Raw genomic sequence first — 21,096 nt, 5'->3', positions numbered from 1 at the left:
GGAGAATGGCATGGATGTGATCTCACAGGCTCTCGCCCTCGCGCTCGACCCGTTCGTGCTGCTGGTGGTGGTGATCTCCGCCGCCTTCGGCATGTTCGTGGGGGCCATGCCCGGGCTCACGGCCACCATGGCCGTGGCGCTGCTGGTGCCCGTCACCTTCTTCATGGACCCGGTGCCCGCGCTTGCGGCCATCGTCACCGCCTCCTCCATGGCGATCTTCGCCGGCGACATTCCCGGCGCGCTGCTGCGCATGCCCGGCACGCCGGCCTCCGCCGCCTACGTGGGCGAGACCTACCTCATGGGCCAGCGCGGCCAGGTGAACCTCGCGCTCGGCACCACGCTGGTGGCCTCCGCGCTCGGCGGGCTGGTGGGCGTGGCGGCGCTGATCCTCGCCGCGCCGATGCTGGCGGAGGTGGCGCTGAAGTTCACCTCCTTCGAATATTTCTGGCTGGCCTCGCTGGGCCTGTCCTGCGCGGTGTTCATCTCCTCGACCAACCCGCTGAAGGGGTTCCTCTCCCTGCTTGTGGGGCTCGCGCTCTGCACCATCGGAATCGACCCGACGGCGGGCGTGCCGCGCTTCACCTTCGGCAATGTCGACCTGATGGGCGGCATCAGCTTCATTCCGGCGATGATCGGGCTCTTCGCCATTTCCGAGATCCTGCGCGGGGTGATGCGGCTGCGCTCGAAGACCCCGCCGCCGCTGGCGCAGACCGGGGGCATCTTCACCTCGGTGCTGCCGCTGCTGGGCCGGCACAAGTTCAACGTGCTGCGCGGCTCGGTGCTGGGCACCTGCATCGGCGCGCTGCCGGGCGCGGGCGCCGACATCGCGGCCTGGATCGCCTATGCCGTCTCCAAGCGCTTCTCGAAGACGCCGGAGAAATTCGGCACCGGGCATGTGGAGGGGGTGGTGGACGCCACCTCGGCGAACAACTCCGCCGTCGCGGGCTCCTGGATCCCCGCGCTCGTGTTCGGCATCCCGGGCGACTCGCTCACGGCGGTGGTGATCGGCGTGCTCTACATGAAGGGCATGAACCCCGGGCCGATGGTGTTCCTCAACAACCCCCAGCTCATCTACGCGGTGTTCATCATCTTCATCATCGCCAACCTGGTGATGCTGCCGCTGGGCTGGGCGGCCATCCGCCTCGCGCGGCCCATCCTGCGGGTGCCCAAGCGCATGCTGCTGCCGGTGATCCTGGTATTCTGCATCGTCGGCGCCTTCGCGATGACCAACTCGGTGTTCGGCGTCATCCTGATGCTGGCGCTCGGCCTGCTGGGCTGGATCTTCGAGGAGAACGATTTCCCGGTGGCGCCGATCATCCTGGGGCTGGTGCTCGGGCCCATGTTCGAGCAGACTTTCCTCACCTCGATGATCAAGTCGGACGGCTCGTTCCTCGCCTTCTTCGAGCGGCCCATCGCAGGGGTGCTCGGGGTGGCGACGTTGCTGGTGTGGGGCGTGGTGCTGTTCCGAGGCATCCAGCGCCTGCTCTCCGGCACGCCGGCACAGCCCGACGGCCCGGTCACACCCGCGAACCAGGGAGCAGACCACAGGTGACAGCAGATCTCAGTGACAGGGTGATCGCCATTTCCGGCGGCACCAGCGGCATCGGCCTTGCCATCGCCGCGGCGGCGGCGGCGGCGGGTGCGACAGTCGCCCTCCTCGGCCGCGACCTCGACCGGGGCGCGGAGGCCGCGGCCTCCCTTCCCGGCGCGCTCTTCGTGCCCTGCGACGTGGCCCGGCGGGAGGAGTGCCAGGCCGCCGTCGCCGCGGTGGAGGCGGCCTTCGGCCGGCTCGACGGGGTGGTGGCCTCCGCCGGGTTCAACCGCCGCAAGCTGCCCCAGGACCTGGCCGAGGAGGACTGGGACGCGGTGCTGGACGCGAACCTCAAGGGCACCTTCCTGCTGTGCCAGGCCGCCTTCCCGCTGCTCTCGCGCCGGGGCGGCAAGGTGGTCACCATCGGCTCCATGCTCTCGATCTTCGGCAGCCCGGTGATGCCGGCCTACGCCGCCTCCAAGGGGGGCGTGGTGCAGCTCACCCGCAGCCTCGCCACCGCCTGGGCGGCGCAGGGCATCCAGGTGAACTGCCTGCTGCCCGGCTGGATCGACACGCCGCTCACCGTGGCCGCCCGGCGCGAGATCGCCAATCTCGAGGCCGACGTGCTGGCCCGCACCCCTGCCGGCCGCTGGGGCCGCCCGGAAGACCTCGCGGGCCCCGCACTGTTCCTGCTCTCGGAGGCCTCCGACTTCGTGACCGGCACCGCACTCCCGGTGGACGGCGGCTATTCGGTGCGGGCGTGAGCGGGGGGGGCTCACCGACCGGATCTCATCCGCCAGTTCCCCGCCGCGTCCCGGCGGTATAGTCCCTTATCGGCCTGCGCACGCTCCCGCGCGGAAAGGGTGTGGCCCATGTGTCCGTCTCCCGCTTCCGCGGGGATCCTGCATGGCAACGGGTCGGGCACGCCGGCCTGAAGCCTCCGAAGACGCCGCCAGACATCATCGCTCATCCGGTAGCGCCAGGCCCCGGTGAGCATCCGGGCGAAGGCGAGGTCGGCGCCGGCGCGCTGCTCGAAATGCACCATCAGCGAGCCATAGTGCCCCAGTATCGGCTCCGCGAGATTGATGGCGATCAGTTCCAGCTCCGCGTCCGTCTGCGCGAAATGCATCGCGTAGTCGAGCAGGGCCCACAGCCTGTGCGGATGAGCCGTGAAGGAGGTCAGGGTGATCCAGCCCATCGCGGAGCCCCCCGCCAGCGGGCTGTCGAGACAATCGGCGGCCTGCCGGACGATCTCGTCGCTGAAGGGGATCTCCCGCTCCGCCACGAAGGCGCGGAGACGGTCGGGCGTGGTGGTTCCGGGGCAGGCGATCTCGTCGCGACCGGAAATCCAGTAGCACACGAGAAGCTTGTCGATTGACCTGGAGGACAGGTTGATATCGTGCCTGATGCACGCCTGTGGGGCGGCACCGCGTGGGCGCGGGCGCTGTGTTCGATGCCTCTGCTTAGCCAGGGTGCCCGGCACCTGTCAACCTGCCCGGCCCCCCTCACGCCCCGCCGGTGAACGCGAAGAAGATCGCCGCCAGCACCACCACGCTCACGATGGTGAAGGTGCCGTTCCAGGACCAGGTCATCGTGCGCCCGGTCTGGCCGGTGGCCTTGGCCGAGAGCAGCACCACCGTGGCGAAGGGCGAGGAGGTCATCGCCAGCGACCAGCCGCAGGAGAGGGCCAGCGCGGTGAGCGTGGGGTCGGCCGGCAGCACCGGCAGCGCGCCGAGCAGGCTGCCGAAGAACACCGCCATCATGATCGGGCTCAGCGCGAGCTGGCTCAGCGCCACCACGGCCAGCGCGCAGCCGGTGAGGAACACCCAGCCGGGCAGGGCCTCCAGCCCCAGCGCCTCGGCCAGTTCCTGCGCCGGGATGAGCACCGCCGCCGCCCGGCCGAGATAGCCCGAGGAGGCCAGCGTCACCGCCACCGGCGCGGCCGCCGCGAAGCCGGGCCCGAGGATGGTGGCCAGCCGCGCCGAGGTCCGCTGCCGCGAGACGGCGCCGAGCCCGCCGTTCTGGAGCAGGATCCAGCCGGTCATCAGCAGCGGCGCGGTGATCATCAGCCCGAAGATCACCGAATTGCCCGTCACTTCCGCGAAGAAGAACGACATCCCGAACAGGATCACGCAAATGCCGAAGAACGCGGCGAAATCCCGAATGGGGAAGGGCGGTGCCCGGGTGATGGCGGGGGCGTTGCCGCGGGCGCGCACCTGGGTGCGGTGCCAGCGGGCCTGATCCTCGGCCCAGCCCACGAACATCATCAGCGTGGAGATCGCCAGCCCCAGCACGATCCAGCGGCCGCGGTCGATGCCCGGGATCAGCGTCATCAGCGCCAGCGGCGCCACCGCGGTGGGAGACCAGATCACCGACCAGGCGAAGCCGCGCAGCATGGCCGAGAGCTGCCGGCGCTCGCGCACCGGGTTGAACGGGTCTCCCGGCGCCACCTCCTCCACCCCGCGGCGGATGAGCGGCGCGATCAGGCTCACGGTGCCGAGGTTGAACAGCACCGCCATGATGTTGGAGCCGGCGTAGAGCGCGAGAAACCGCCGCCCGGTGGGCTGGCGGGTGAGGTAGCGCCCGCAGGCCGCCACCGTGGGCGAGGTGAGCGCCGCCTCCTGGATCAGCCCCAGCAGCAGCACGAAGGCCATCAGGAAGGCGGCCTGGTCCAGCGCGGAGAGGATGGCCTCCGCCGCCGCGTCCACCCGCAGCACGATGAGCACCGTGAGCAGGGCGCAGAGCGTGAGCAGGTAGGCCTCGCGCAGGCCAAAGCGGTTCGCGGCCACCGGCAGCAGGCACAGCATCGCGGCGTAGACCGCGTGGCGCAGGCCCTCGGTGTCGGTGGCGCGGGCGGCAAGCTCCAGCCCCATCACCGCGATCAGGAACAGGGCCGTGACCCGGGCGCGCGCGCCCGAGGGGGAAGCCGGGGGGGATTTGGGAACGGTCAGGGCGATCACACGACAGGTATCGGAAAGAAGTGCCGGATCCTAGACCAGCCCCGGGGGAGGGGAAACCGCATAATTGCCCGCCCGGGCGGCAGGCCGCCATGCGCTGCCCGCAAAACGGGCCGGCGCTCAGCCCTGCTCCGGCGTCATCGCGTAGCGGAAATCGCAGTGGCTGGCGCCCTGCATGATGGTCTGGCTGCGGGTGAGGGTGATGTCCGGGTTGTAGCCGGTGCAGAAATCGCCGTCGCGGTTGCATGACAGCAGGTGACCGATGTGGCCCAGCCCGAGGCTGCGGTACAGCTCGGCATAGCGGCAGCGGGTGACGTTGAAGGACAGGCGCTCGGGGCTCTCCTCCAGCACGTCGATCTCCAGCGCGCCGTCCATGGTCCAGAGCGGCAGGATGGCGCGGAAATCGGCGAGGTCGGGGCGGGTGCCGGCGGCCATCTCCGCGCCATGGGCGATGGCGGCGCGGCTGACGGCGGTGCCGAGCACGGCCGCGGCCTCCTCCGGCCCCGACCGTTCGCGGATCACGTCATGGACCTCGCGCAGCACCAGCGCCTCGATGCGCCGGCGCTCCAGGATCGGCATCTGGCGCGGGGCGGCGGGCTGGTCGTCCTGGGGCATGGCGGTCTCCTGGGGCGGGGGCCATCAGGCTAGCGCCAGGCTGCGCCGCCGTCCAGCGGGGAGAGGCCGGGCGGGACGCCAGGGCCCTTGCCCCCGGCGCGGCGGCCCGGGAGCGGGCGGCCACCCCGTCCGCCGGAGCGGGTCCCATGAGCCTCTCCGGAGGGCGCTGGGGGCCCGCTCCGGAGGGGTCTCAGCGCGGCCCGGGACCACCTGCGGTGGACTCTTCCCGCGGCGCCGGTGCAGTGTGTGCCACCATCGGCAGGACCCGGCGGCCGCCCGCGACATGACAGACCACCCGAGAGCACACGCATGATCCGTTTCCTGCACGCCTCCGACCTCCACCTCGGCAAGCCCTTCGGCACTTACCCCGAGGACGCCCGCGCCAGCCTGCGCCGGGCCCGGCTGCAGAGCATCCCCCGGCTGGCCGAGGCCGCGCGGGCCGGCGGCGCCGCGCTCATACTGCTGGCGGGCGACACGTTCGACCAGATGACCCCCTCGCCGCAGGTGATCCGCCAGGCCCTGAACGCCATGCGCCAGGCCGCCGACATCACCTGGCTGATGCTGCCCGGCAACCACGACAACCTCGGCGCCACCGAGCTCTGGCGCACGCTCGCGGCGGATTCGGCGCAGAACGTGCGGCTGGTGCTCGAGCCCGCGCCGCTTCCGCTGGCCGAGGGTGCCACGCTCCTGCCCGCGCCCTGCACCGAGCGCAACCCGGGCCGCGACCTCACGGAGTGGTACGACACCGCCGCCACCGGCGAGACCCTGCGCATCGGCCTCGCGCATGGCGCGGTGCGCAGCTTCACCACCGGGGAGGACGGCGCCTCCGCGATCATCCCGCCGGACCGCGCGGCGCGCTCCGGGCTCGACTATCTCGCGCTGGGAGACTGGCACGGCCAGATGCGCATCGGCCCGGCCACCTGGTATTCCGGCGCCCCGGAAGCCGACGGGTTCAGGCACGAGGCCCGGCCCGGCGCGCTGCTGGTCGAGATCGCCGGCCCCGGCGCGCCCGCCCGTGTCACCCCCGTGCCCACGGGCAGCATCGACTGGGTGCGCCGCACGCTCACCCTGGGCACCGGGGTGGCGCCGGGCCCGGCGCTTGACGCGGTGCTGCCACCCTTCGCGCGCCGCGACGCGACCCTGTTCGACCTGGTGGTGAGCGGCCGCGCCCATGCCACGGACCGGGTGGCGCTGGAGCGGGCCATCGCCGCGGTGCGGCACGACTTCCTCTGGCACAGGGCCGATCTCACCGGGCTCGGCGCCGTGCATGACACGGCCGATCTCGATGCGATCGACGCGGAAGGCGCGCTGCGCGCGGCCGCGGAGGCCCTGGCGGCGGAGGCTTCGGACATGGCACTGCCCGGCGAGGCGCGCGCGGCCGCCGGCGCCGCCCTCTCCCACCTCTTCACCTTCGCCCTGGAGGAGCAATGAAACTGCGCGCCCTGCGCCTGTCGAACGTGCGCAAATTCGCCGGCCGCACCGCCAGCCTCACCGGCATCGGCGACGGGATCACCGTGCTGAGCGAGGCGAACGAATTCGGCAAGTCCACTTTCTTCGATGCCCTGCACGCGCTGTTCTTCGAGCGCTACGCGGCCAACGGCAAGTCCGTCCAGATGCTGCAGCCGCGCGCGGGCGGCAGTGTCGAGGTCTCCGCCGACGTGGAGACGCCCGAGGGCCTGTTCCGGGTGGAAAAGCGCTGGCTGGCCAGCCGGCGCGCCCGGGTGCTGCGCCTGTCCGGCGCCGGCGCGCAGGAGGAGGTGATCGCCTTGGACGACGAGGCGGAGCGCTGGCTCGCCGCCCTGATCGGCTCCGGGCGCGAGGGGCCGGCGGGCCTGCTGTGGGTGCGGCAGGGCCAGCTTGGGCTGGAACCGGACAGCCGGGCCGAGAGGGACCGGCTCACCGAAACCCGGCGCGACCTGCTCTCCTCCGTCGCCGGCGAGATCGACGCGATGACCGGCGGCCGCCGCATGGACCGGGTGATGCGCCGCTGCGAGGAGGCGCTGGAGGCGCTGATCACCCGCCCCGGCCGGCCCCGCGGCCCGTGGAAGGACGCCCTGGACGACGCCGCCGAACTGGCCCGCACCCTGGAGGAGGTGGAGGCGCAATGCACCGCCCTCGCCGGGTTCCTGGCCGAGCGGGCGGAGGCGGAGCGCCAGCTCCAGCGCCTCGACGACCCTGACGCGAAAGCCCGCCGCGAGGAGGCCCTGCGCCAGGCGCAGGCCGCGATGGACCTCGGTGAGCGCCATGACACGCAGCTGCGCGAAGCCCGGCAAGCCGCTGAAATCGCACGGCTGGAGGCAGGCGGCGCCCGCGCCGAGCTGGACCGGCTGATCGCCACGCGCACCCGGCTGCGCGCGGCACAGGCCGCGCTGGCGGAGGCGGAGGCCACCGCTACCGCCGCCACCGCCGCCGCCGCGGCATGCGACGAGGCGCAGGATGCGGCCCGGGCCCGGCTGGACACGGCGCGCTCCGCCCTCGACACCGCGCGCGGCCGGCTCGACGCCGCGTCCCGGCGCCTGCGGGCCCGCAAGGCGCGCGAGGACCTCACGCGGCTCACCCGGCTCCTCGACCAGGCGGACACCCAGCAGCGCCGGCGCGATTCCGCCCGTGCCCGGGCGAAGACCGCCGTCGCCACGCCCGCCTGGCTGGACAGGGTGGCCGCCGCCGACGCCGCGGTGGGCGAGGCCCGGGCCGCCCTGCGCGCCCGGTCCGCCAGCGCGCGCATCCGCTACAGCGGCCCGGCGCGCGCCCTGCTGGAGGGGGCGGAGCTGCCCGGGGACACCGACGTGCCGCTGGCCGCGACCGCGGTGTTCGACCTGCCTGGGCTCGGCACGCTCACCCTGCGTTCGGGCGAGCAGAGCGCGGCCGGGGCCCTCTCGCACACCCTGTCGGAGGCCGAGGCCACCCTCGCCGCCCTGCTGGCGGAGGCGGGGGCCGGCACGCCCGCCGAAGCCCGCGCCGCCGGGCAGCGCCTCGCGGAGGACCTCAACGAGGCCCGCCTCGCCGAGGCCATGCTGAAGGCGCTGGCCCCGGAGGGGCTCGACCAGTTGCGCGCCGCGCGCACGGAGGCCGAAGAGCGTGCCGAAGGCACCGGGGAGGAGACGCAGGGCGACACCCCCCTTGCCGAGCTCGAAGCCGCCCTGGACACCGCGCGGGGCGCCGAGCTGGCCGCGCGCGAAGCCCTCGACACCGCCGCCGCCGCCCGCGCGCGCGCCCGCGAGCAGGCCGCGGCGGACAGTGCGGCCCGGGAGTCCGCGCAGCGGGACTTCGATCGCGCCGCCGAGGCCGCCGGGGCAGAGGCGGAGCACGACGCCCGCCAGGCCGGGGCCGCGCGCAGCCTCGCCCTGGCCGAGGCGGCCGAGGCCCGGGCGCGGGAGCGCTGCGCCGCCCTCACCCGCGCCGCGCCGGACCTGGAAACCCTGCGCGCCGATCTCACCCGCGCCGGGCAGGCGATAGAGAGCGTCGCCACCCGGCGCGCCCGCCTGAGCGAGACCCTGCTGCGCGCGACCGAACGCATCCGCGCGATGGCCGACGGGGCCATCGAGGAACGCCGCGACGAACTGCGCGGCCGGCTGGAGGAGGCACAGGCCCGCGCCGCACGGCTGGAGGGCGAGGTGCGCGCCCTGCAACGCCTGCGCGCCGCGCTGGAGAGCACCCGTTCCGCGGCGCGCGACGCCTATTTCGGCCCGGTGCGCGACGAGCTGAAGCCGCTGCTCAACATCCTTCACGCCGAGGCGGATCTCGCCTTCGACAGCGACAGCCTGCTGCCCGCCGCCCTCAGCCGCGGCGCGACGGAGGAGGCGTTCGACACGCTCTCCGGCGGCACGCAGGAGCAGATCGCCATCCTCACCCGCCTCGCCTTCGCCCGGCTGTTCGCCCGGCAGGGCAGGCCGCTGCCCATCGTCCTCGACGACGCGCTGGTCTACTCCGACGACAGCCGCATCGTGAAGATGTTCACCGCGCTCACCCGCGTGGCGCAGGGCCAGCAGATCCTGGTGTTCTCCTGCCGCCAGCTCGCCTTCCAGGACCTCGGCGGCGCCCGCCCGGTGATCGAGGTTGAGGAGATGGCCTGATGCCCCGGCGCCCGCCGTGCGGCCTGCCGCCGCCACGCCACGGGGGCTCCGCCGCGCCCGCGCGGCCGGTCTCCGCACGGCAGGACACCGGCCGCGCGCCCGCCACCCGCCAGCCCGAAGGGGGAGACGGGCGATGACCCCCCCGATCTTCCCTGTCGGCGGCGCGGACCCGGGGCGGCTGTTCATCATGCCGGCACCCTCCGCCGCACGGCTCCACGACGACGTGAGGCACTATCGCTCACAGGCCGTCGGCACGATCGTCTCGCTGCTGGAGCCTGCCGAGAGCGGGGCGCTGGGGCTCGGGGACGAGGCTGCCACCTGCGCGGAGCAGGGGCTGGAGTTCCTCGCCTTTCCCATTCCGGACTTCGGGGTGCCGGAGCGCGCGGCCGTCACCGCGCTGGTGGAGGCCATGGTGGCCCGGCTCCGGGACGGGGCGGGGGTGGCCGTGCATTGCCGGGCGGGAATCGGCCGGTCGGGGCTGGTGGTAAGCTGCACGCTGGCGGCCTTCGGCGCCTCCGCCGTGGAGGCGATGGACCGGGTGACGCGCGCACGCGGGGCCAGCGTGCCGGAAACCGCGGCACAACGCGCGTTCGTGATGGATTTCGCTTCGCGGGCCGGGGCCGCGCGCTGACGAGCCGCGCCGGAACGGAGCGGCGTGCGGTGAGGCTCCCCCCGGGAAGGGGAGAGCCGCGGTTCGGGAGCCGGGGATCAGTCCAGCGTGGCGAGCAGCCCGGCCATGATTCGGGTGCGCGGCACGATCATGTCCGCCTCGATATGCTCGGTGAGCGTGTGCAGCCCGTTGCCCCAGAGCCCGAGGTCGCACAGCGAGGCGATGCGCAGCGCGCCGGTGAAGTTCGTATCCGCGCCGCCGCCCTGGCTGGCGTGCGGCATGTCGAGGCCCACCTCGGCGGAAATCGCCTTCGCCTTCTCGTAGAGCGCCATGGTCTCGGGCTGGCCGTCCTCCCAGATCGGACGGGTGAAGGTGCGCTCCACCTTCAGGGTCACGCCGTTGCGTTCCCCGCTGAGCGCCAGCATCTTCTCCACGCCGGCGTCGAGGTCCGCCTGGGTCTTGGACATCGACAGGCAATCGGCGGCGGCGAAGCTCGGCACGCAGTTCACCCATTGTCCGGAGGAGATGTTGTTGCACGAGAAGGTGCAGCTGTCGGAGGTCATCTCCTCGATCTCGATGATGCGCTTCGCCAGCTCGCGCACCGCCGAGACCCCGTCCTTCAGCCGCGCGCCGGCATGGCTGGGCTTGCCGGTGGCGGTGATGCGGAAGCGCGCGATGGCGTAGCGCCCGGTGCACACGCCGTTGTCGGGCAGCGCCGGCTCGGGGCAGAGCACGTATTTCGCCCGCTTGCCCTCGGTCTCGATCAGGGTGCGGGTGGAGGGGGTGCCCACCTCCTCATCCGGCGTGAACAGGAAGGTGACGGGGAGCTTCGTCTGGATGCCCGCGTCGAGCAGCGCCTTCATCGCGGTGAGGGTGATGAAGTTGCCGCCCTTCATGTCCTGGATGCCGGGGCCGTATACCTTGCCATCCTCGCGGCGGAACGGGTTCTGCGCCAGGGTGCCGATGGGATGCACGGTGTCGAAATGCCCCGAGACCATGATGCCCGGCTTGTCCATGTCCGGGTGCGGGAAGCGCGCGCGCACCGATCCACCGAAGCCCATGGAGCCGGGAATGCGCTCGATATAGGCGCCGAGATTGGCGCAATCCACGGCCACGATGTCCATCATCCGGTTCACCGCGGCGGCGTCCCATGTCGGGCTTTCGCACTCGATCCAGGGTTTCAGGCCGTCGATGATCGCGTCCGTGTCGAAGGCGAGGTCTTTCCAGCTGGTCATGCCGCGGCTCCACGGGTTTCTGCAAGGCGGGCAAGCAGGCTGGCGCCGACCGGCAGGATGCCGTCATCGAGCACGAAGCCGGGGTTGTGCAGCGGCACGTCGCCGCCATGGCCCACGGTGCAATAGGCGCCGGGCACCACGCGCAGCATGTCCGCGAAGTCCTCCGAGCCCATCACCAGCTCTTCCTTGATGGAGACGTTCTCCGCCCCCACCAGCGGCGTGGCGACGGCGGCCAGCTCGTCCGAGAGGGCCGGGTCGTTCATCAGCACGTCGAAGACGTTGCGCAGGTCGAGGGCGATGTCCACGCCGTAGGATTTCGCCGCGCCCTCGCAGAGCTCGGTCATCCGCTCGGAGATCAGCTCCCCCACGGCCGCGTCGAAATAGCGGATGGTGCCGGCCAGCGTGGCCGTGTTCGGGATCACGTTGTAGGCCGAGCCGGAGTGGATCTGGGTGACGGAGACCACGGCCGGTTTCGTCGGGTCCACGTTGCGCGAGACGATGGACTGGATCTGCCCCACGAGAGCGGAGGCGATCACCACCGGGTCCTTCGACGCCTGCGGCATGGCGCCATGCGCGCCGCGCCCGGTGATGGTGATGTCGAAGAAGTTCGAGCCGGCCATGGCCGCGCCCGGCTTCACGCCGATCTGGTTCGGCGCGTGGTAGGGCGAGTTGTGCAGCCCGTAGATCTCGTCGCAGGGGAACTTGTCGAACAGCCCGTCGGCGAGCATGGCGCGCGCACCGCCCAGGCCCTCCTCGGCGGGCTGGAAGATGAACACCACGGTGCCGGCGAAGTCCTTCGTCTCGGAGAGGTATTTCGCGGCGCCCAGCAGCATGGTGGTGTGGCCGTCATGGCCGCAGGCATGCATCACGCCGGGGTTTTTCGAGGCATAGGCGAGGTTGGTTTCCTCGTGGATCGGCAGGGCGTCCATGTCGGCGCGCAGGCCGATGGTCCGGCCCGGCTTCGCGCCCTTCAGCACCCCCACGACACCGGTCTTGCCGAGGCCGGTGGTGACCTCGACGCCCCAGGATTTCAGCTTCTCGGCCACGATGCCGGAGGTGCGGACCTCCTCGAAGCCCAGCTCCGGGTGCTCGTGCAGGTCGCGGCGGATGGCGGTGAGTTCGTCCGCATATGCGGCGATACGGTCAATGACCGGCATTGGTCGTCTCCTTCGGGGAGTTTTGTTCTGAGGGTTGGAACACGGGCCCGTTCGGGCTCATGCGCAACCCCGGGCGCAGGCGTGTCCAGGGCAGCAATGCAGGATCCACGGCCATCGGGCCGGGGGCGGCGCAGACGAGGATCTCCTCGGCGATCGGGGCGAAATCGGCACGGAAATGCACCGAGGATTTCACCACGAGGAGCGGCTCCTCCTCCGGAACGATGCCCAGCGTGCGGAACATCTCCCGGTCGGCCATCTGCGCCTTGGCGGAGGTGAGCGCGATGCGCACATCCCCGATGCGCAGGCAGGCGGAGGGGCCCATGTTCATCATCCGGCCCAGATAATACGGGCCCTTGGCCAGGAAGCTCCCGTCGGTGAGGGCCTCGACCACGAACTCCGCCTCCAGCGGCGCATCGCCCGGAATGGCGGATTTCGCGCCGAGCGACAGGCGCACGGTGGCGCCCACCCCGGCGGCATGGGCGGCAAGGGCGCTTTCGGGGTCGTAGAGATTGCCGATGGCCGCGCGCCCGCCCTCGGCGATGAGCGCGCGCAGCATGCCGGTGGTGTCACTGTCGGCCCCGGCGCCCGGGTTGTCCTGCGTGTCGGCGATGATGACCGGCCGGCTGGCGGAGGCGGCGATGCGGCGCGCCTCGGCGATGCCGTCCTCGGGGGTGTAGACGCGCCCGGCAAAGGCGCTCTCGGCCGCCTCGACCGCCTTCATCAGCGCCCTTGCGGCGGTGTCGGCGCCCGCGCCGTAGGCCAGCACGCTCATGCCGCAATCGGGGAAGTCGGCCGCCGGGAAGCCCATGTTGAAACTCATGGTGAGCTGGTCGCGCTCCAGCTCTCCCAGCAGGGCATAGAGCCCTTTCGCCGGTTCCATGTCCGTGCATTGCCAGGAGATGGCGGTGAGGAAGGGCGCCTGCAGGAACGCCTTTCCCGGCCGCGAGGCTGTGCCGATCATCGTGGCCAGTGCGGCCGCGCCGCGCGCGCCGGTTTCGGCCATGTCGACATGCGGGTAGGTGCGGTAGCTCTCCAGCACGTCGGCGGCGGAGACCATCAGCGGCGTCACGTTCGCATGCAGGTCCAGCGCCACGACCACCGGCATGTCCGGCCCGACGATCTCGCGCAGGCGGCGCAGCAGCTCGCCCTCGCCGTCGTCGAGATGCTCCGTCACCATGGCGCCGTGCAGGTCCAGGAAGATGCCGTCCAGCGGCAGTGCGGCCTCGATCAGCTCCAGCATCCGCCCGGTGATGCGCTCGAAGGCGTCCTCGGTGACGTGGGCGGAGGGGGAGGTGGCGCACCACAGGGTAGGGATCATGTCCCAGCCCCGCGCCTCGCCGGCCTCGATGGCCCCGGCGATGGCGGCGTTCATGCCGCGCGCCCGGCCGAGGATCGCCTCCCCCTCGACCATGCGGCCGGAGCCCCCGCCGGAGGCAAAGTCCTCATAGGTGGCCTTCGAGGGGCCGAAAGTGTTGGTTTCATGGAGGAACCCGCCAACGGCAATGCGCGGGGCGGTGGAAGAGGCGGACGACATGCAAGTCTCCTTCAGGCCGCGCTGACCGGCGCGAACGCGGCGAAATCCCAGTGGCGGCCCGGGGCCGCTTCCAGCAGGGCACGGGTGTATTCATGGCGCGGATTGCCCAGCACGGTGGCGGTATCGCCGATCTCGACCACTTCGCCGCGCCGCATCACCGCCACGTCGTCGCAGATCTGGGCGGCCACGCGCAGATCATGCGTGATGAACAGGATGGCGATGCCCATGCGCTCCTGCACCTCGGCGAAGAGGTCCAGCACCTGGGCCTGCACCGAGACGTCGAGGGCGGAGACCGCCTCGTCCGCCACCAGCAGGTCCGGCTCCATGGCCAGCGCCCGGGCGATGGCAATGCGCTGGCGCTGGCCGCCGGAGAACTGGTGCGGATAGCGTGCCGCCGCCGAGGCCGGCAGGCCGACGAGTTCGAGCAGCTCCTCCGCCCGGGCCCGGGCCTCGGCGCGCGGGGTGCCGTAGTTCACCGGCCCCTCCATGATGCTCTCGGCCACAGTGATGCGCGGGTTGAGCGAGCGATACGGGTCCTGGAACACCATCTGCAGCTTGCGCCGGTAGGGCTTCATGCCGTTGCGCGACAGGGTGGCGATGTCATGCCCGGCGATGCGGATGCCCCCCGCACTGGGGTCGATCAGCCGCATCACGCAGCGCGCCACGGTGCTCTTGCCCGAGCCGCTCTCGCCCACGATGCCCAGCGTGCGGCCGGCCTTCAGGGTGAAGTTCACGTCATTGGCCGCCAGCGTCTCCGGCGCCCTGGCGAGGAAGCCGCCGCCGCCGTAGCGCTTCACCAGCTCCGTCACCTGCAGCACCGTGCGCTCGCTCGAGACCGGGCGCGCCGCGCGCGGGGTGAGCGAGGGCACCGCGGAGAGCAGCTTGCGGGTATACTCCTCCTTCGGGTGGCGCAGCAGCGTGTCGATGGGCGCGGTCTCCACCAGGTCGCCGCGGTTCATCACGTAGACCCGGTCCGCGATCTCGGAGACCACGCCCATGTCATGCGTGATGAACAGCACCGCCGTGCCGTGGCGTTTCTGCAACTCCTTGATCAGGAACAGGATCTGCTTCTGGGTGGTCACGTCGAGCGCGGTGGTGGGCTCATCGGCGATCAGCAGCTTCGGGTCCAGCACCAGCGCCATCGCGATCATGATGCGCTGGCGCTGCCCGCCCGAAAGCTGGTGCGGATAGCTGGACACAATGCGGGTGACATCCGGCAGGCCCACCTGCTCCATCATCTCCAGCACCTTGGCGTGGCAGGCGGAATTGGAGAGCTTGGTGTGGGCCTGCAGCACCTCGGTGATCTGGTCTCCCACCTTCATCACCGGGTTGAGCGCGGTCATCGGCTCCTGGAAGATCATCGACATCCGGGTGGCGCGCAGGTCGCGCAGCCGGGCGGCGGAGCAGGAGAGCAGGTCCTCGCCCTCCAGCCGGATCGTTCCGCCCACCGGCTTCAGCGACCCCTTGGGCAGAAGCCCCATGGTGGCCAGCGAGGTGACGGACTTGCCCGAGCCGCTCTCCCCCACGAGGCAGACGGTCTCGCCCTCGTTGATGGTGAGCGAGATGCCGCGCACCACCTCCGCCCCGCCGGGGGAATCGATGGCCACGCGCAGATTCTCGACGTTGAGTACTTCGGCCATGATCAGCCCTCCCTCTTGCCCATGCGCGGGTCAAGGATGTCGCGGGCGGCGTCGCCCAGCAGGTTGATCGACAGGATGCACAGCGACAGCGCCAGCCCCGGCCACAGGATGAGCGAGGGCTTGAGCTGGAAGTAGATGCGCGCCTCGGCCATGATGTTGCCCCAGGTGGGCGTCTCGGTGGAGACACCGGCGCCGAGGAAGCTCAGGATCGCCTCGGTGAGGATCGCGGAGGCACACACATAGGTGGCCTGCACGGTGAGCGGCGCGAAGGTGTTGGGCATCAGGTGGCGCCAGAGGATGCGCGGCATGGAGGTGCCGAGCGAGAGCGCGGCCTCCACGTAGGGCTCCTCGCGCGCCGAGAGCACGATGGAGCGCACCAGGCGCACCACGCGGGGGATCTCCGGAATGGTGATCGCGGCCATCACCGTCCAGATGCTCGCGCCGAAGAGCGAGACGATGGCGATGGCGAGCAGCACCGAGGGCATGGCCATCAGCCCGTCCATGATGCGCATCACGATGGCGTCCGCCGTGCGGAAGAAGCCGGAGACGAGGCCGATGAACAGCCCCAGCACCACCGCCATCACCGTGACGCCGATCCCGATGGTGAGCGAGATGCGCGCGCCGTAGACCACGCGCGAGAGCAGGTCGCGGCCATAGGCGTCCGTGCCGAGCGGAAAATCCGCCGAGGGCGGCTTCAGCCGCAGCACCGGGTTCTGCGCGATCGGGTCATGCGGCACGATGTAGGGCGCGAAGACCGCGGCCAGCACGATCAGCAGCAGCACGATTGCGGCGATGAGGGGCGCGAAGCCGAGCCCCAGGCCCGCCAGTTTCGCGGTCGGCAGGCGCAAGGCTGCGCGAAGGGGCGTGCTGTCGGCCATCAGTAGCGGATCCTCGGGTCGAGCAGGGAATAGGAGAGGTCGATCAGCAGGTTCACAGCCACGTAGATGCCCGAGGTGAGCAGGATCAGCGCCTGGATCACCGGGTAATCCCGCGCGAAGATGCTGTCGACGGTGAGCCGGCCGAGGCCGGGAATGTTGAACACGCTCTCGGTCACCACCACGCCGGAGATGAGCAGCGCGAAGCCGGTGCCGATCACGGTCATCACCGGCACGGCGGCGTTGCGGAGCGCGTGGCGGAACAGCACCCGCCGCTCGGCGAGGCCCTTGGCACGGGCGGTGCGCACGTAATCCTCGTTCAGCACGTCGAGGAGGCTGGCGCGGGTCATGCGGGCGATGAGCGCGATGTAGATGGAGGCCAGCGTGAGCGCGGGCAGCACGGCGCGGATGGCGAAGCCGCCGATATCGGCGCTCGGCGCCTTGTAGCCCTGAACGGGCACCCAGCGCAGGTCGATGGCGAAGAGCTTGATCAGCAGGTAGCCGATCACGAACACCGGGATGGAGAAGCCCAGCACCGAGAAGGTCATCACGATATGGTCCACCCAGGTGCGGTGGCGCCAGGCGGCCAGCACGCCCATGGGCACGGCCACGATCACCGACAGGGTGATGGTGATGAGCGCGATCCAGATCGTGGGCCACATGCGGTCTTCCACGAGCTCCAGCACCGGCTTGTTGGAGATCAGCGAGGTGCCGAAATCGCCCTGCAGCAGGCGGCCGATCCAGGTGAGGAACTGGATGTGCAGCGGGTCATTGAGGCCGAGCGCGTCGCGGATGCGCTCCAGCTGGGCCGGGGTCGCCATGTCGCCGGCGATGATCGCGGCGGGGTCTCCGGGCGTGAGGCGCAGCAGCAGGAAGACGAAGATCGCCACGACGAGCATCACGGGGATGGCAGCCAGGACGCGGCGGACGAAATAGACGGGCATGGCTTTCCCTCACCGTCGGAATTGGCCCCGGGCAGGGCATGGCCTGCCCGGGGAAGCGTTCAGGGTGCGGGTGGATCAGTCGGCGGACTTGCCGACCCCCCAGAACACCGGGAAGGGCGCGTCGGCCACACCGGTGAGCGCGGCGTTCCAGGCCGAGGGCGAGTTGTACTGGCCCAGATGGATGTAGTTCACGTTCTCCATCACATGCGCCTGGATCTTCTCGGCGACGGATTTCTGCGTGTCCAGGTCGGCGGCGGAGGCGTATTCGCCCAGCAGGCCCTCGATCTCGGGATCGTTCGGCCAGCCGAACCAGGCGCTGTCGCCACGGCCGTTGAGCATGATGTTGGCCAGCGGGTTCGACACTTCCGGAACGATCCAGTTGGTGAAGAACAGGTTCCAGCCGCCCTCGGAGGGCTTGGCCTGGCTGGCGCGACGGGTGACCAGCGTCTGCCAGTCCATCGGCTGCATGTCGACGACAAAGCCCGCGGCGCGCAGCGCCTGGGCGGCGACAACCGGCTGGGCAGCCAGCGTGACCACGTCCGTCGGCTGCATCAGCACCACCGGGGTGCCGTCATAGCCGGCTTCCTCGAGCAGCGCCTTCGCGCCCTCGATGTCGCCACCGGAGGTGAGCGTCTCGGACCCGTCGGCGAATTCGAGCGGCGTGCCGCAGCCGAAGATCGCGCCGCACACCTGGAAGTATTCCGGGTTGCCGATCAGCGCGGTGAGGACATCCTCCTGGCTCAGCGCCATCAGCGCGGCCTTGCGGATCTTGGGGTTGTCGAACGGCGGGTAGAGAAAGTTCATCCGCCCGATGGTGACCGAGCCGAGCTTGGCCAGCACATCCGTCTTCACGGTGTCCACGCCCTGAAGCAGCGGCAGCAGGTCCACCGGAACCGCTTCCATGTAGTCGATCTCGCCGTTCATCAGGGCATTGATGGAGGTCTGCGCGTCGGGCATCGTCACCCATTCCACGCGGTCCACCTTCACGTCCTTGGCGCCGGAGAACCAGCTCTGCGGGCCCTCGGCGGGCACGTAGTCCTCGTTCTTCTCGTAGACCACCTTCACGCCCGGCTGGAACTCGTCGGGCACGAACTTGAACGGGCCGGAGCCGATGTATTCGGTGATCGCCGTATCGGCCGGGGTGCTCGCGATGCGCTCGGGCATCATGAACAGCGCGAGGCCGGAGGGCTTGGACATCGCCTGCAGCGTGTAGGGGAAGGGCTCCTTGAGCTTCAGCGCGAAGCTCTTGTCGCCGGTGGCCTCCAGGCTTTCCATGCGGTCGGCGATCATCTGGCCGCCGCCGTCGCGCACCATCCAGCGCTTGATGGAGGCGATGCAGTCGGCGGGGGTCACCTCGCCGCCGTCGTGCCACTTCAGCCCGTCGCGCAGGGTGAAGGTGTAGGTGAGCCCGTCATCGGACACCTCGAACGACGCCATCTGCGGGGTGACCTCGAAATCCGAGTTCATCGCCGTGAGCGTGTCGAAGATCATGAAGGCGTTGTCGCGGGTGATGTGCGCGGTGGTCATCACCGGGTCGAGCACCCGCAGACCCGAGTGCATCACCGCGGTGATGGTCTCGGCGGAGGCCGGGGCCGCGAGTCCGAGCGCCACGGCAGCCGCCGCGACGAGCCCCCTTGGCCGGATCGTGCTGAAAGCGGTCATGAATTCTCCTTCCTGCTGGAAAACGACAGGATCTTGCACCGGCCACGCGGCCGGTCCTCTTCGGTGCCCTGTCTTGTTGAAACCGAGCCTATGCAGCGCGCCCGGCAGGTGAAACCAAAAATTCATAATTTTTGCGAATACGATTATTAAAGCCTGCAATTTGAGCACATGCCGGGCCTCACGCTCGGCATGTATGCAGTTTCGCGCAATGTCGGCCCGTTCGCGGGCACAGGCGGCCCGGACGCGCGGGCGCAAGGCTTGACGCCGCACGACCCCCGGGGGCAGCATGCGCTCCGGGCCGGCCGGTTGCGGCCGGCACCCCGGTTCAGACACCTCATTCCCGACACCTCAAGGAGATTGCCCCGTGGCTCTCGACAAGACCCTGCGCGACACGATCGCCGACGCCGTCTCGGCCGGATTCGACGACCAGATCGCCTTCACCTCCGCTCTCGTGGCCTGCGCCTCCCAGCGCGGTGAGGAGCACACCGTGCAGGACCTGATCTTCCGCACCCTCAAGGCCCGTGGCTACGCGATGGACCGGTTCGACATGGACCGCGAGGCGCTGGCCCGCCACCCCGGGGCGGGGCGCTGGTCGGACACCCATTCCGAGGCGCCGATCGTGGTGGGCATCCACCGGCCGAAGGAGGAGACCGGACGTTCGGTCATCCTGCAGGGCCATGTGGACGTGGTGCCCACCGGCCCCGAGCACATGTGGACGCACCCGCCCTACGCGGCGACCATCGAGGGCGACTGGATGTACGGCCGCGGCGCGGGCGACATGAAGTCCGGTTTCGCCTGCCTGATCGGCGCGCTGGACGCGCTGCGCGCCGCCGGCTACCAGCCCGCCGGCACCTGCTACGTCCAGTCCGTGGTGGAGGAGGAGAGCACCGGCAACGGCGCCCTGATGACCCATCTGCGCGGCTACAAGGCCGACGCGGCGCTGATCCCCGAGCCCACGGGCGAGAGCCTCATCCGCGCCAACCTGGGCGTGCTGTGGTTCCAGGTGGCCGTGGAAGGCTTCCCCGTGCACGTGCAGGAGATGGGTGACGGCGCGAATGCCATCGACGCGGCGATGCGCGTCACCGCCGCGCTGCGCGAGCTGGAGGCGTCGTGGAACGCCCGCAAGGCCGAGCATCCGCTCTTCGCCGGCTTCGACCACCCGCTGAACCTCAACATCGGCAAGATCGCCGGTGGCGACTGGGCCTCCTCCGTGCCGTGCTGGGCGACCATCGACTACCGCATCTCGATCCTGCCGGGCTGGAACGTGGCCGAGTGCGCGAAGGAGATCGAGGACCACATCACCGCCTTCGCCCGGGCGGACAGCTACCTCGCCAACACCCTGCCGAAGGTCACCTTCAACGGCTTCTTCGCCGAGGGCTACGTGCAGCCCGAGGGCAGCGAGGCCGAGGCCGTCCTGGCCCGCGCCCATGAGAGCGCCATGGGCGAACCGCTGACCGCGCACAGCTCGCTGGCCTATCTCGACGCCCGCGTCTATGCGCTGTTCGACGGCATCCCCACCCTGTGCTACGGCGCGAAGAGCCGCGCCAGCCACGGGTTCGACGAGAGCGTGAGCCTGTCCTCGCTCAAGCGCACCACGCTCTCCATCGCGCTGTTCATCGCGGAATGGTGCGGGCTCGAGGCCGTGTGACACCCCGGCGCCGGAGGCAGGGGTCTCGCCCCCGTCTCCGCGCCCGACGACCGCCTCGCCGGGGGGTGCCCCCGGCCCGCGCTGCCCGGGGTCGGGATGCGGGGATGCGGGCAACCCCGGCCTCGCTGGCCCACGCGGGCGCGGCAAGCCCGGAGGCCCCGCCCCGGTGGTGCGTCACTGCGGCAGCCGGCTGCACGCATCTCCCCCTGAAGCTGTGGTGACCGCGGGCCGGTCCGGCTGCGATCCGTGGCGTTCGACCCGCAAGCCCCCGTCCGCCGATACCCGCCGATGTTCCCAGGCGCCATCCTGCCGGCAGAGCCCGTGCGGCGCCGCGCAAGGGCTCCGCGCAGCCGCGCGCGGATGCAACGCCGATCGGGGGCCGCGTGCGTCCCGCCCGGCCCTCCGCCTGCGCGCAAACCTGCCCGCGCCCATCTGGCCAGGGGCGGCGCGCGCATCGGGCGGCTGCGCGTGTTGGCCCGCTGCACGTGTTGGCCCGCTGCGCGTGTTGGCCCGCTGCACGTGCCGGGCCGCTGCACGTGTCGGGCCGCTGCACGTGTCGGGCCGCTGCGCGTGTCGGGTCGCCGCGCGTGTCGGGTCGCTGCGTGGGGTGGGGAC

General features: G+C 71.0%; 16 protein-coding genes. 6 read left to right on the top strand and 10 right to left on the bottom strand.

Going from position 1 to position 21,096, the window contains the following annotated elements; translation table 11 throughout:
* The first annotated feature begins 10 nt into the window (after positions 1 to 10).
* Both FDP22_RS19100 and FDP22_RS19095 read left to right on the top strand, forming a co-directional pair.
* Entirely contained in the window at positions 11 to 1,552 is a 1,542-nt protein-coding gene (locus FDP22_RS19100; protein ID WP_138573619.1) for a tripartite tricarboxylate transporter permease, read from the top strand.
* The gene (locus FDP22_RS19095) at positions 1,549 to 2,295 is read left to right on the top strand and encodes an SDR family NAD(P)-dependent oxidoreductase (protein WP_138573621.1); all 747 of its coding nucleotides are present in this window, start codon (positions 1,549 to 1,551) and stop codon (positions 2,293 to 2,295) included. The genes FDP22_RS19100 and FDP22_RS19095 overlap by 4 nt, the downstream gene beginning before the upstream one ends.
* An 11-nt stretch (positions 2,296 to 2,306) precedes the next feature.
* Here the strand turns inward: FDP22_RS19095 and FDP22_RS19090 are convergent, their stop codons facing one another.
* The 3 genes from FDP22_RS19090 to FDP22_RS19080 form a co-directional block, all read right to left on the bottom strand.
* Positions 2,307 to 2,891 carry a DUF6869 domain-containing protein gene (locus FDP22_RS19090; RefSeq protein ID WP_138573623.1) on the bottom strand — a complete coding sequence of 195 codons (585 nt, stop codon included), beginning with the start codon at positions 2,889 to 2,891 and terminating at the stop codon, positions 2,307 to 2,309.
* 145 nt (positions 2,892 to 3,036) lie between these two features.
* Positions 3,037 to 4,491: a hypothetical protein gene (locus FDP22_RS19085; RefSeq protein ID WP_138573625.1), complete on the bottom strand. Its 1,455-nt coding sequence runs from the start codon at positions 4,489 to 4,491 to the stop codon at positions 3,037 to 3,039.
* Positions 4,492 to 4,608: 117 nt separating this feature from the next.
* The gene (locus tag FDP22_RS19080; protein WP_138573627.1) at positions 4,609 to 5,103 is read right to left on the bottom strand and encodes an L-2-amino-thiazoline-4-carboxylic acid hydrolase; all 495 of its coding nucleotides are present in this window, start codon (positions 5,101 to 5,103) and stop codon (positions 4,609 to 4,611) included.
* A 309-nt stretch (positions 5,104 to 5,412) separates the two neighbouring features.
* Here FDP22_RS19080 and FDP22_RS19075 point away from each other — a divergent pair, with 309 nt between their 5' ends.
* The 3 genes from FDP22_RS19075 to FDP22_RS19065 all read left to right on the top strand — a co-directional run bounded on the left by FDP22_RS19075 (position 5,413) and on the right by FDP22_RS19065 (position 9,807).
* Positions 5,413 to 6,534, top strand: coding sequence for a metallophosphoesterase family protein (locus tag FDP22_RS19075; protein WP_138573629.1), 1,122 nt, complete (start codon positions 5,413 to 5,415; stop codon positions 6,532 to 6,534).
* Positions 6,531 to 9,176: an AAA family ATPase gene (locus FDP22_RS19070; RefSeq protein ID WP_138573631.1), complete on the top strand. Its 2,646-nt coding sequence runs from the start codon at positions 6,531 to 6,533 to the stop codon at positions 9,174 to 9,176. The genes FDP22_RS19075 and FDP22_RS19070 overlap by 4 nt, the downstream gene beginning before the upstream one ends.
* A gap of 133 nt (positions 9,177 to 9,309) precedes the next feature.
* Positions 9,310 to 9,807 (top strand): protein-tyrosine phosphatase family protein, encoded by a 498-nt coding sequence (locus FDP22_RS19065; protein ID WP_138573633.1) that lies wholly within the window; start codon positions 9,310 to 9,312, stop codon positions 9,805 to 9,807.
* 77 nt (positions 9,808 to 9,884) lie between these two features.
* Here FDP22_RS19065 and FDP22_RS19060 read toward each other — a convergent pair whose 3' ends face one another.
* The 7 genes from FDP22_RS19060 to FDP22_RS19030 all read right to left on the bottom strand — a co-directional run bounded on the left by FDP22_RS19060 (position 9,885) and on the right by FDP22_RS19030 (position 18,833).
* Positions 9,885 to 11,021 (bottom strand): M20/M25/M40 family metallo-hydrolase, encoded by a 1,137-nt coding sequence (locus tag FDP22_RS19060; RefSeq protein WP_138573635.1) that lies wholly within the window; start codon positions 11,019 to 11,021, stop codon positions 9,885 to 9,887.
* Entirely contained in the window at positions 11,018 to 12,178 is a 1,161-nt protein-coding gene (locus FDP22_RS19055) for a M20 aminoacylase family protein (protein WP_138573637.1), read from the bottom strand. Before FDP22_RS19055 ends, FDP22_RS19060 begins: the two co-directional genes overlap by 4 nt.
* Entirely contained in the window at positions 12,165 to 13,712 is a 1,548-nt protein-coding gene (locus FDP22_RS19050; RefSeq protein ID WP_138573639.1) for a M81 family metallopeptidase, read from the bottom strand. The genes FDP22_RS19055 and FDP22_RS19050 overlap by 14 nt, the downstream gene beginning before the upstream one ends.
* Positions 13,713 to 13,723: 11 nt before the next feature.
* A complete protein-coding gene (locus tag FDP22_RS19045; RefSeq protein ID WP_138573641.1) occupies positions 13,724 to 15,355 on the bottom strand; it encodes an ABC transporter ATP-binding protein in 1,632 nt (543 codons plus the stop codon).
* Positions 15,355 to 16,230, bottom strand: a complete 876-nt coding sequence (locus FDP22_RS19040; protein WP_138573643.1) for an ABC transporter permease — start codon at positions 16,228 to 16,230, stop codon at positions 15,355 to 15,357. The genes FDP22_RS19045 and FDP22_RS19040 overlap by 1 nt, the downstream gene beginning before the upstream one ends.
* The gene (locus FDP22_RS19035) at positions 16,230 to 17,171 is read right to left on the bottom strand and encodes an ABC transporter permease (RefSeq protein ID WP_138573645.1); all 942 of its coding nucleotides are present in this window, start codon (positions 17,169 to 17,171) and stop codon (positions 16,230 to 16,232) included. Before FDP22_RS19035 ends, FDP22_RS19040 begins: the two co-directional genes overlap by 1 nt.
* A 75-nt stretch (positions 17,172 to 17,246) precedes the next feature.
* Positions 17,247 to 18,833 (bottom strand): ABC transporter substrate-binding protein, encoded by a 1,587-nt coding sequence (locus FDP22_RS19030; RefSeq protein WP_138573647.1) that lies wholly within the window; start codon positions 18,831 to 18,833, stop codon positions 17,247 to 17,249.
* Positions 18,834 to 19,197: 364 nt separating this feature from the next.
* On the opposite strand from FDP22_RS19030, the gene FDP22_RS19025 reads away from it, so the two are divergent.
* Positions 19,198 to 20,481 carry an ArgE/DapE family deacylase gene (locus FDP22_RS19025; RefSeq protein WP_138573649.1) on the top strand — a complete coding sequence of 428 codons (1,284 nt, stop codon included), beginning with the start codon at positions 19,198 to 19,200 and terminating at the stop codon, positions 20,479 to 20,481.
* Positions 20,482 to 21,096: the final 615 nt, after the last annotated feature.

It is taken from the genome of Paroceanicella profunda, from assembly GCF_005887635.2.
Taxonomy (GTDB): domain Bacteria; phylum Pseudomonadota; class Alphaproteobacteria; order Rhodobacterales; family Rhodobacteraceae; genus Paroceanicella; species Paroceanicella profunda.
This window is presented reverse-complemented; position numbering and strand designations above follow the sequence as displayed.

Coding starts and splice junctions, on each gene's coding strand:
- FDP22_RS19030 (WP_138573647.1), bottom strand. CDS start 18,833: ATGACCGCTTTCAGCACGATCCGGCCAAGGGGGCTCGTCGCGGCGGCT.
- FDP22_RS19035 (WP_138573645.1), bottom strand. CDS start 17,171: ATGCCCGTCTATTTCGTCCGCCGCGTCCTGGCTGCCATCCCCGTGATG.
- FDP22_RS19070 (WP_138573631.1), top strand. CDS start 6,531: ATGAAACTGCGCGCCCTGCGCCTGTCGAACGTGCGCAAATTCGCCGGC.
- FDP22_RS19040 (WP_138573643.1), bottom strand. CDS start 16,230: ATGGCCGACAGCACGCCCCTTCGCGCAGCCTTGCGCCTGCCGACCGCG.
- FDP22_RS19065 (WP_138573633.1), top strand. CDS start 9,310: ATGACCCCCCCGATCTTCCCTGTCGGCGGCGCGGACCCGGGGCGGCTG.
- FDP22_RS19060 (WP_138573635.1), bottom strand. CDS start 11,021: ATGACCAGCTGGAAAGACCTCGCCTTCGACACGGACGCGATCATCGAC.
- FDP22_RS19080 (WP_138573627.1), bottom strand. CDS start 5,103: ATGCCCCAGGACGACCAGCCCGCCGCCCCGCGCCAGATGCCGATCCTG.
- FDP22_RS19100 (WP_138573619.1), top strand. CDS start 11: ATGGATGTGATCTCACAGGCTCTCGCCCTCGCGCTCGACCCGTTCGTG.
- FDP22_RS19075 (WP_138573629.1), top strand. CDS start 5,413: ATGATCCGTTTCCTGCACGCCTCCGACCTCCACCTCGGCAAGCCCTTC.
- FDP22_RS19050 (WP_138573639.1), bottom strand. CDS start 13,712: ATGTCGTCCGCCTCTTCCACCGCCCCGCGCATTGCCGTTGGCGGGTTC.
- FDP22_RS19055 (WP_138573637.1), bottom strand. CDS start 12,178: ATGCCGGTCATTGACCGTATCGCCGCATATGCGGACGAACTCACCGCC.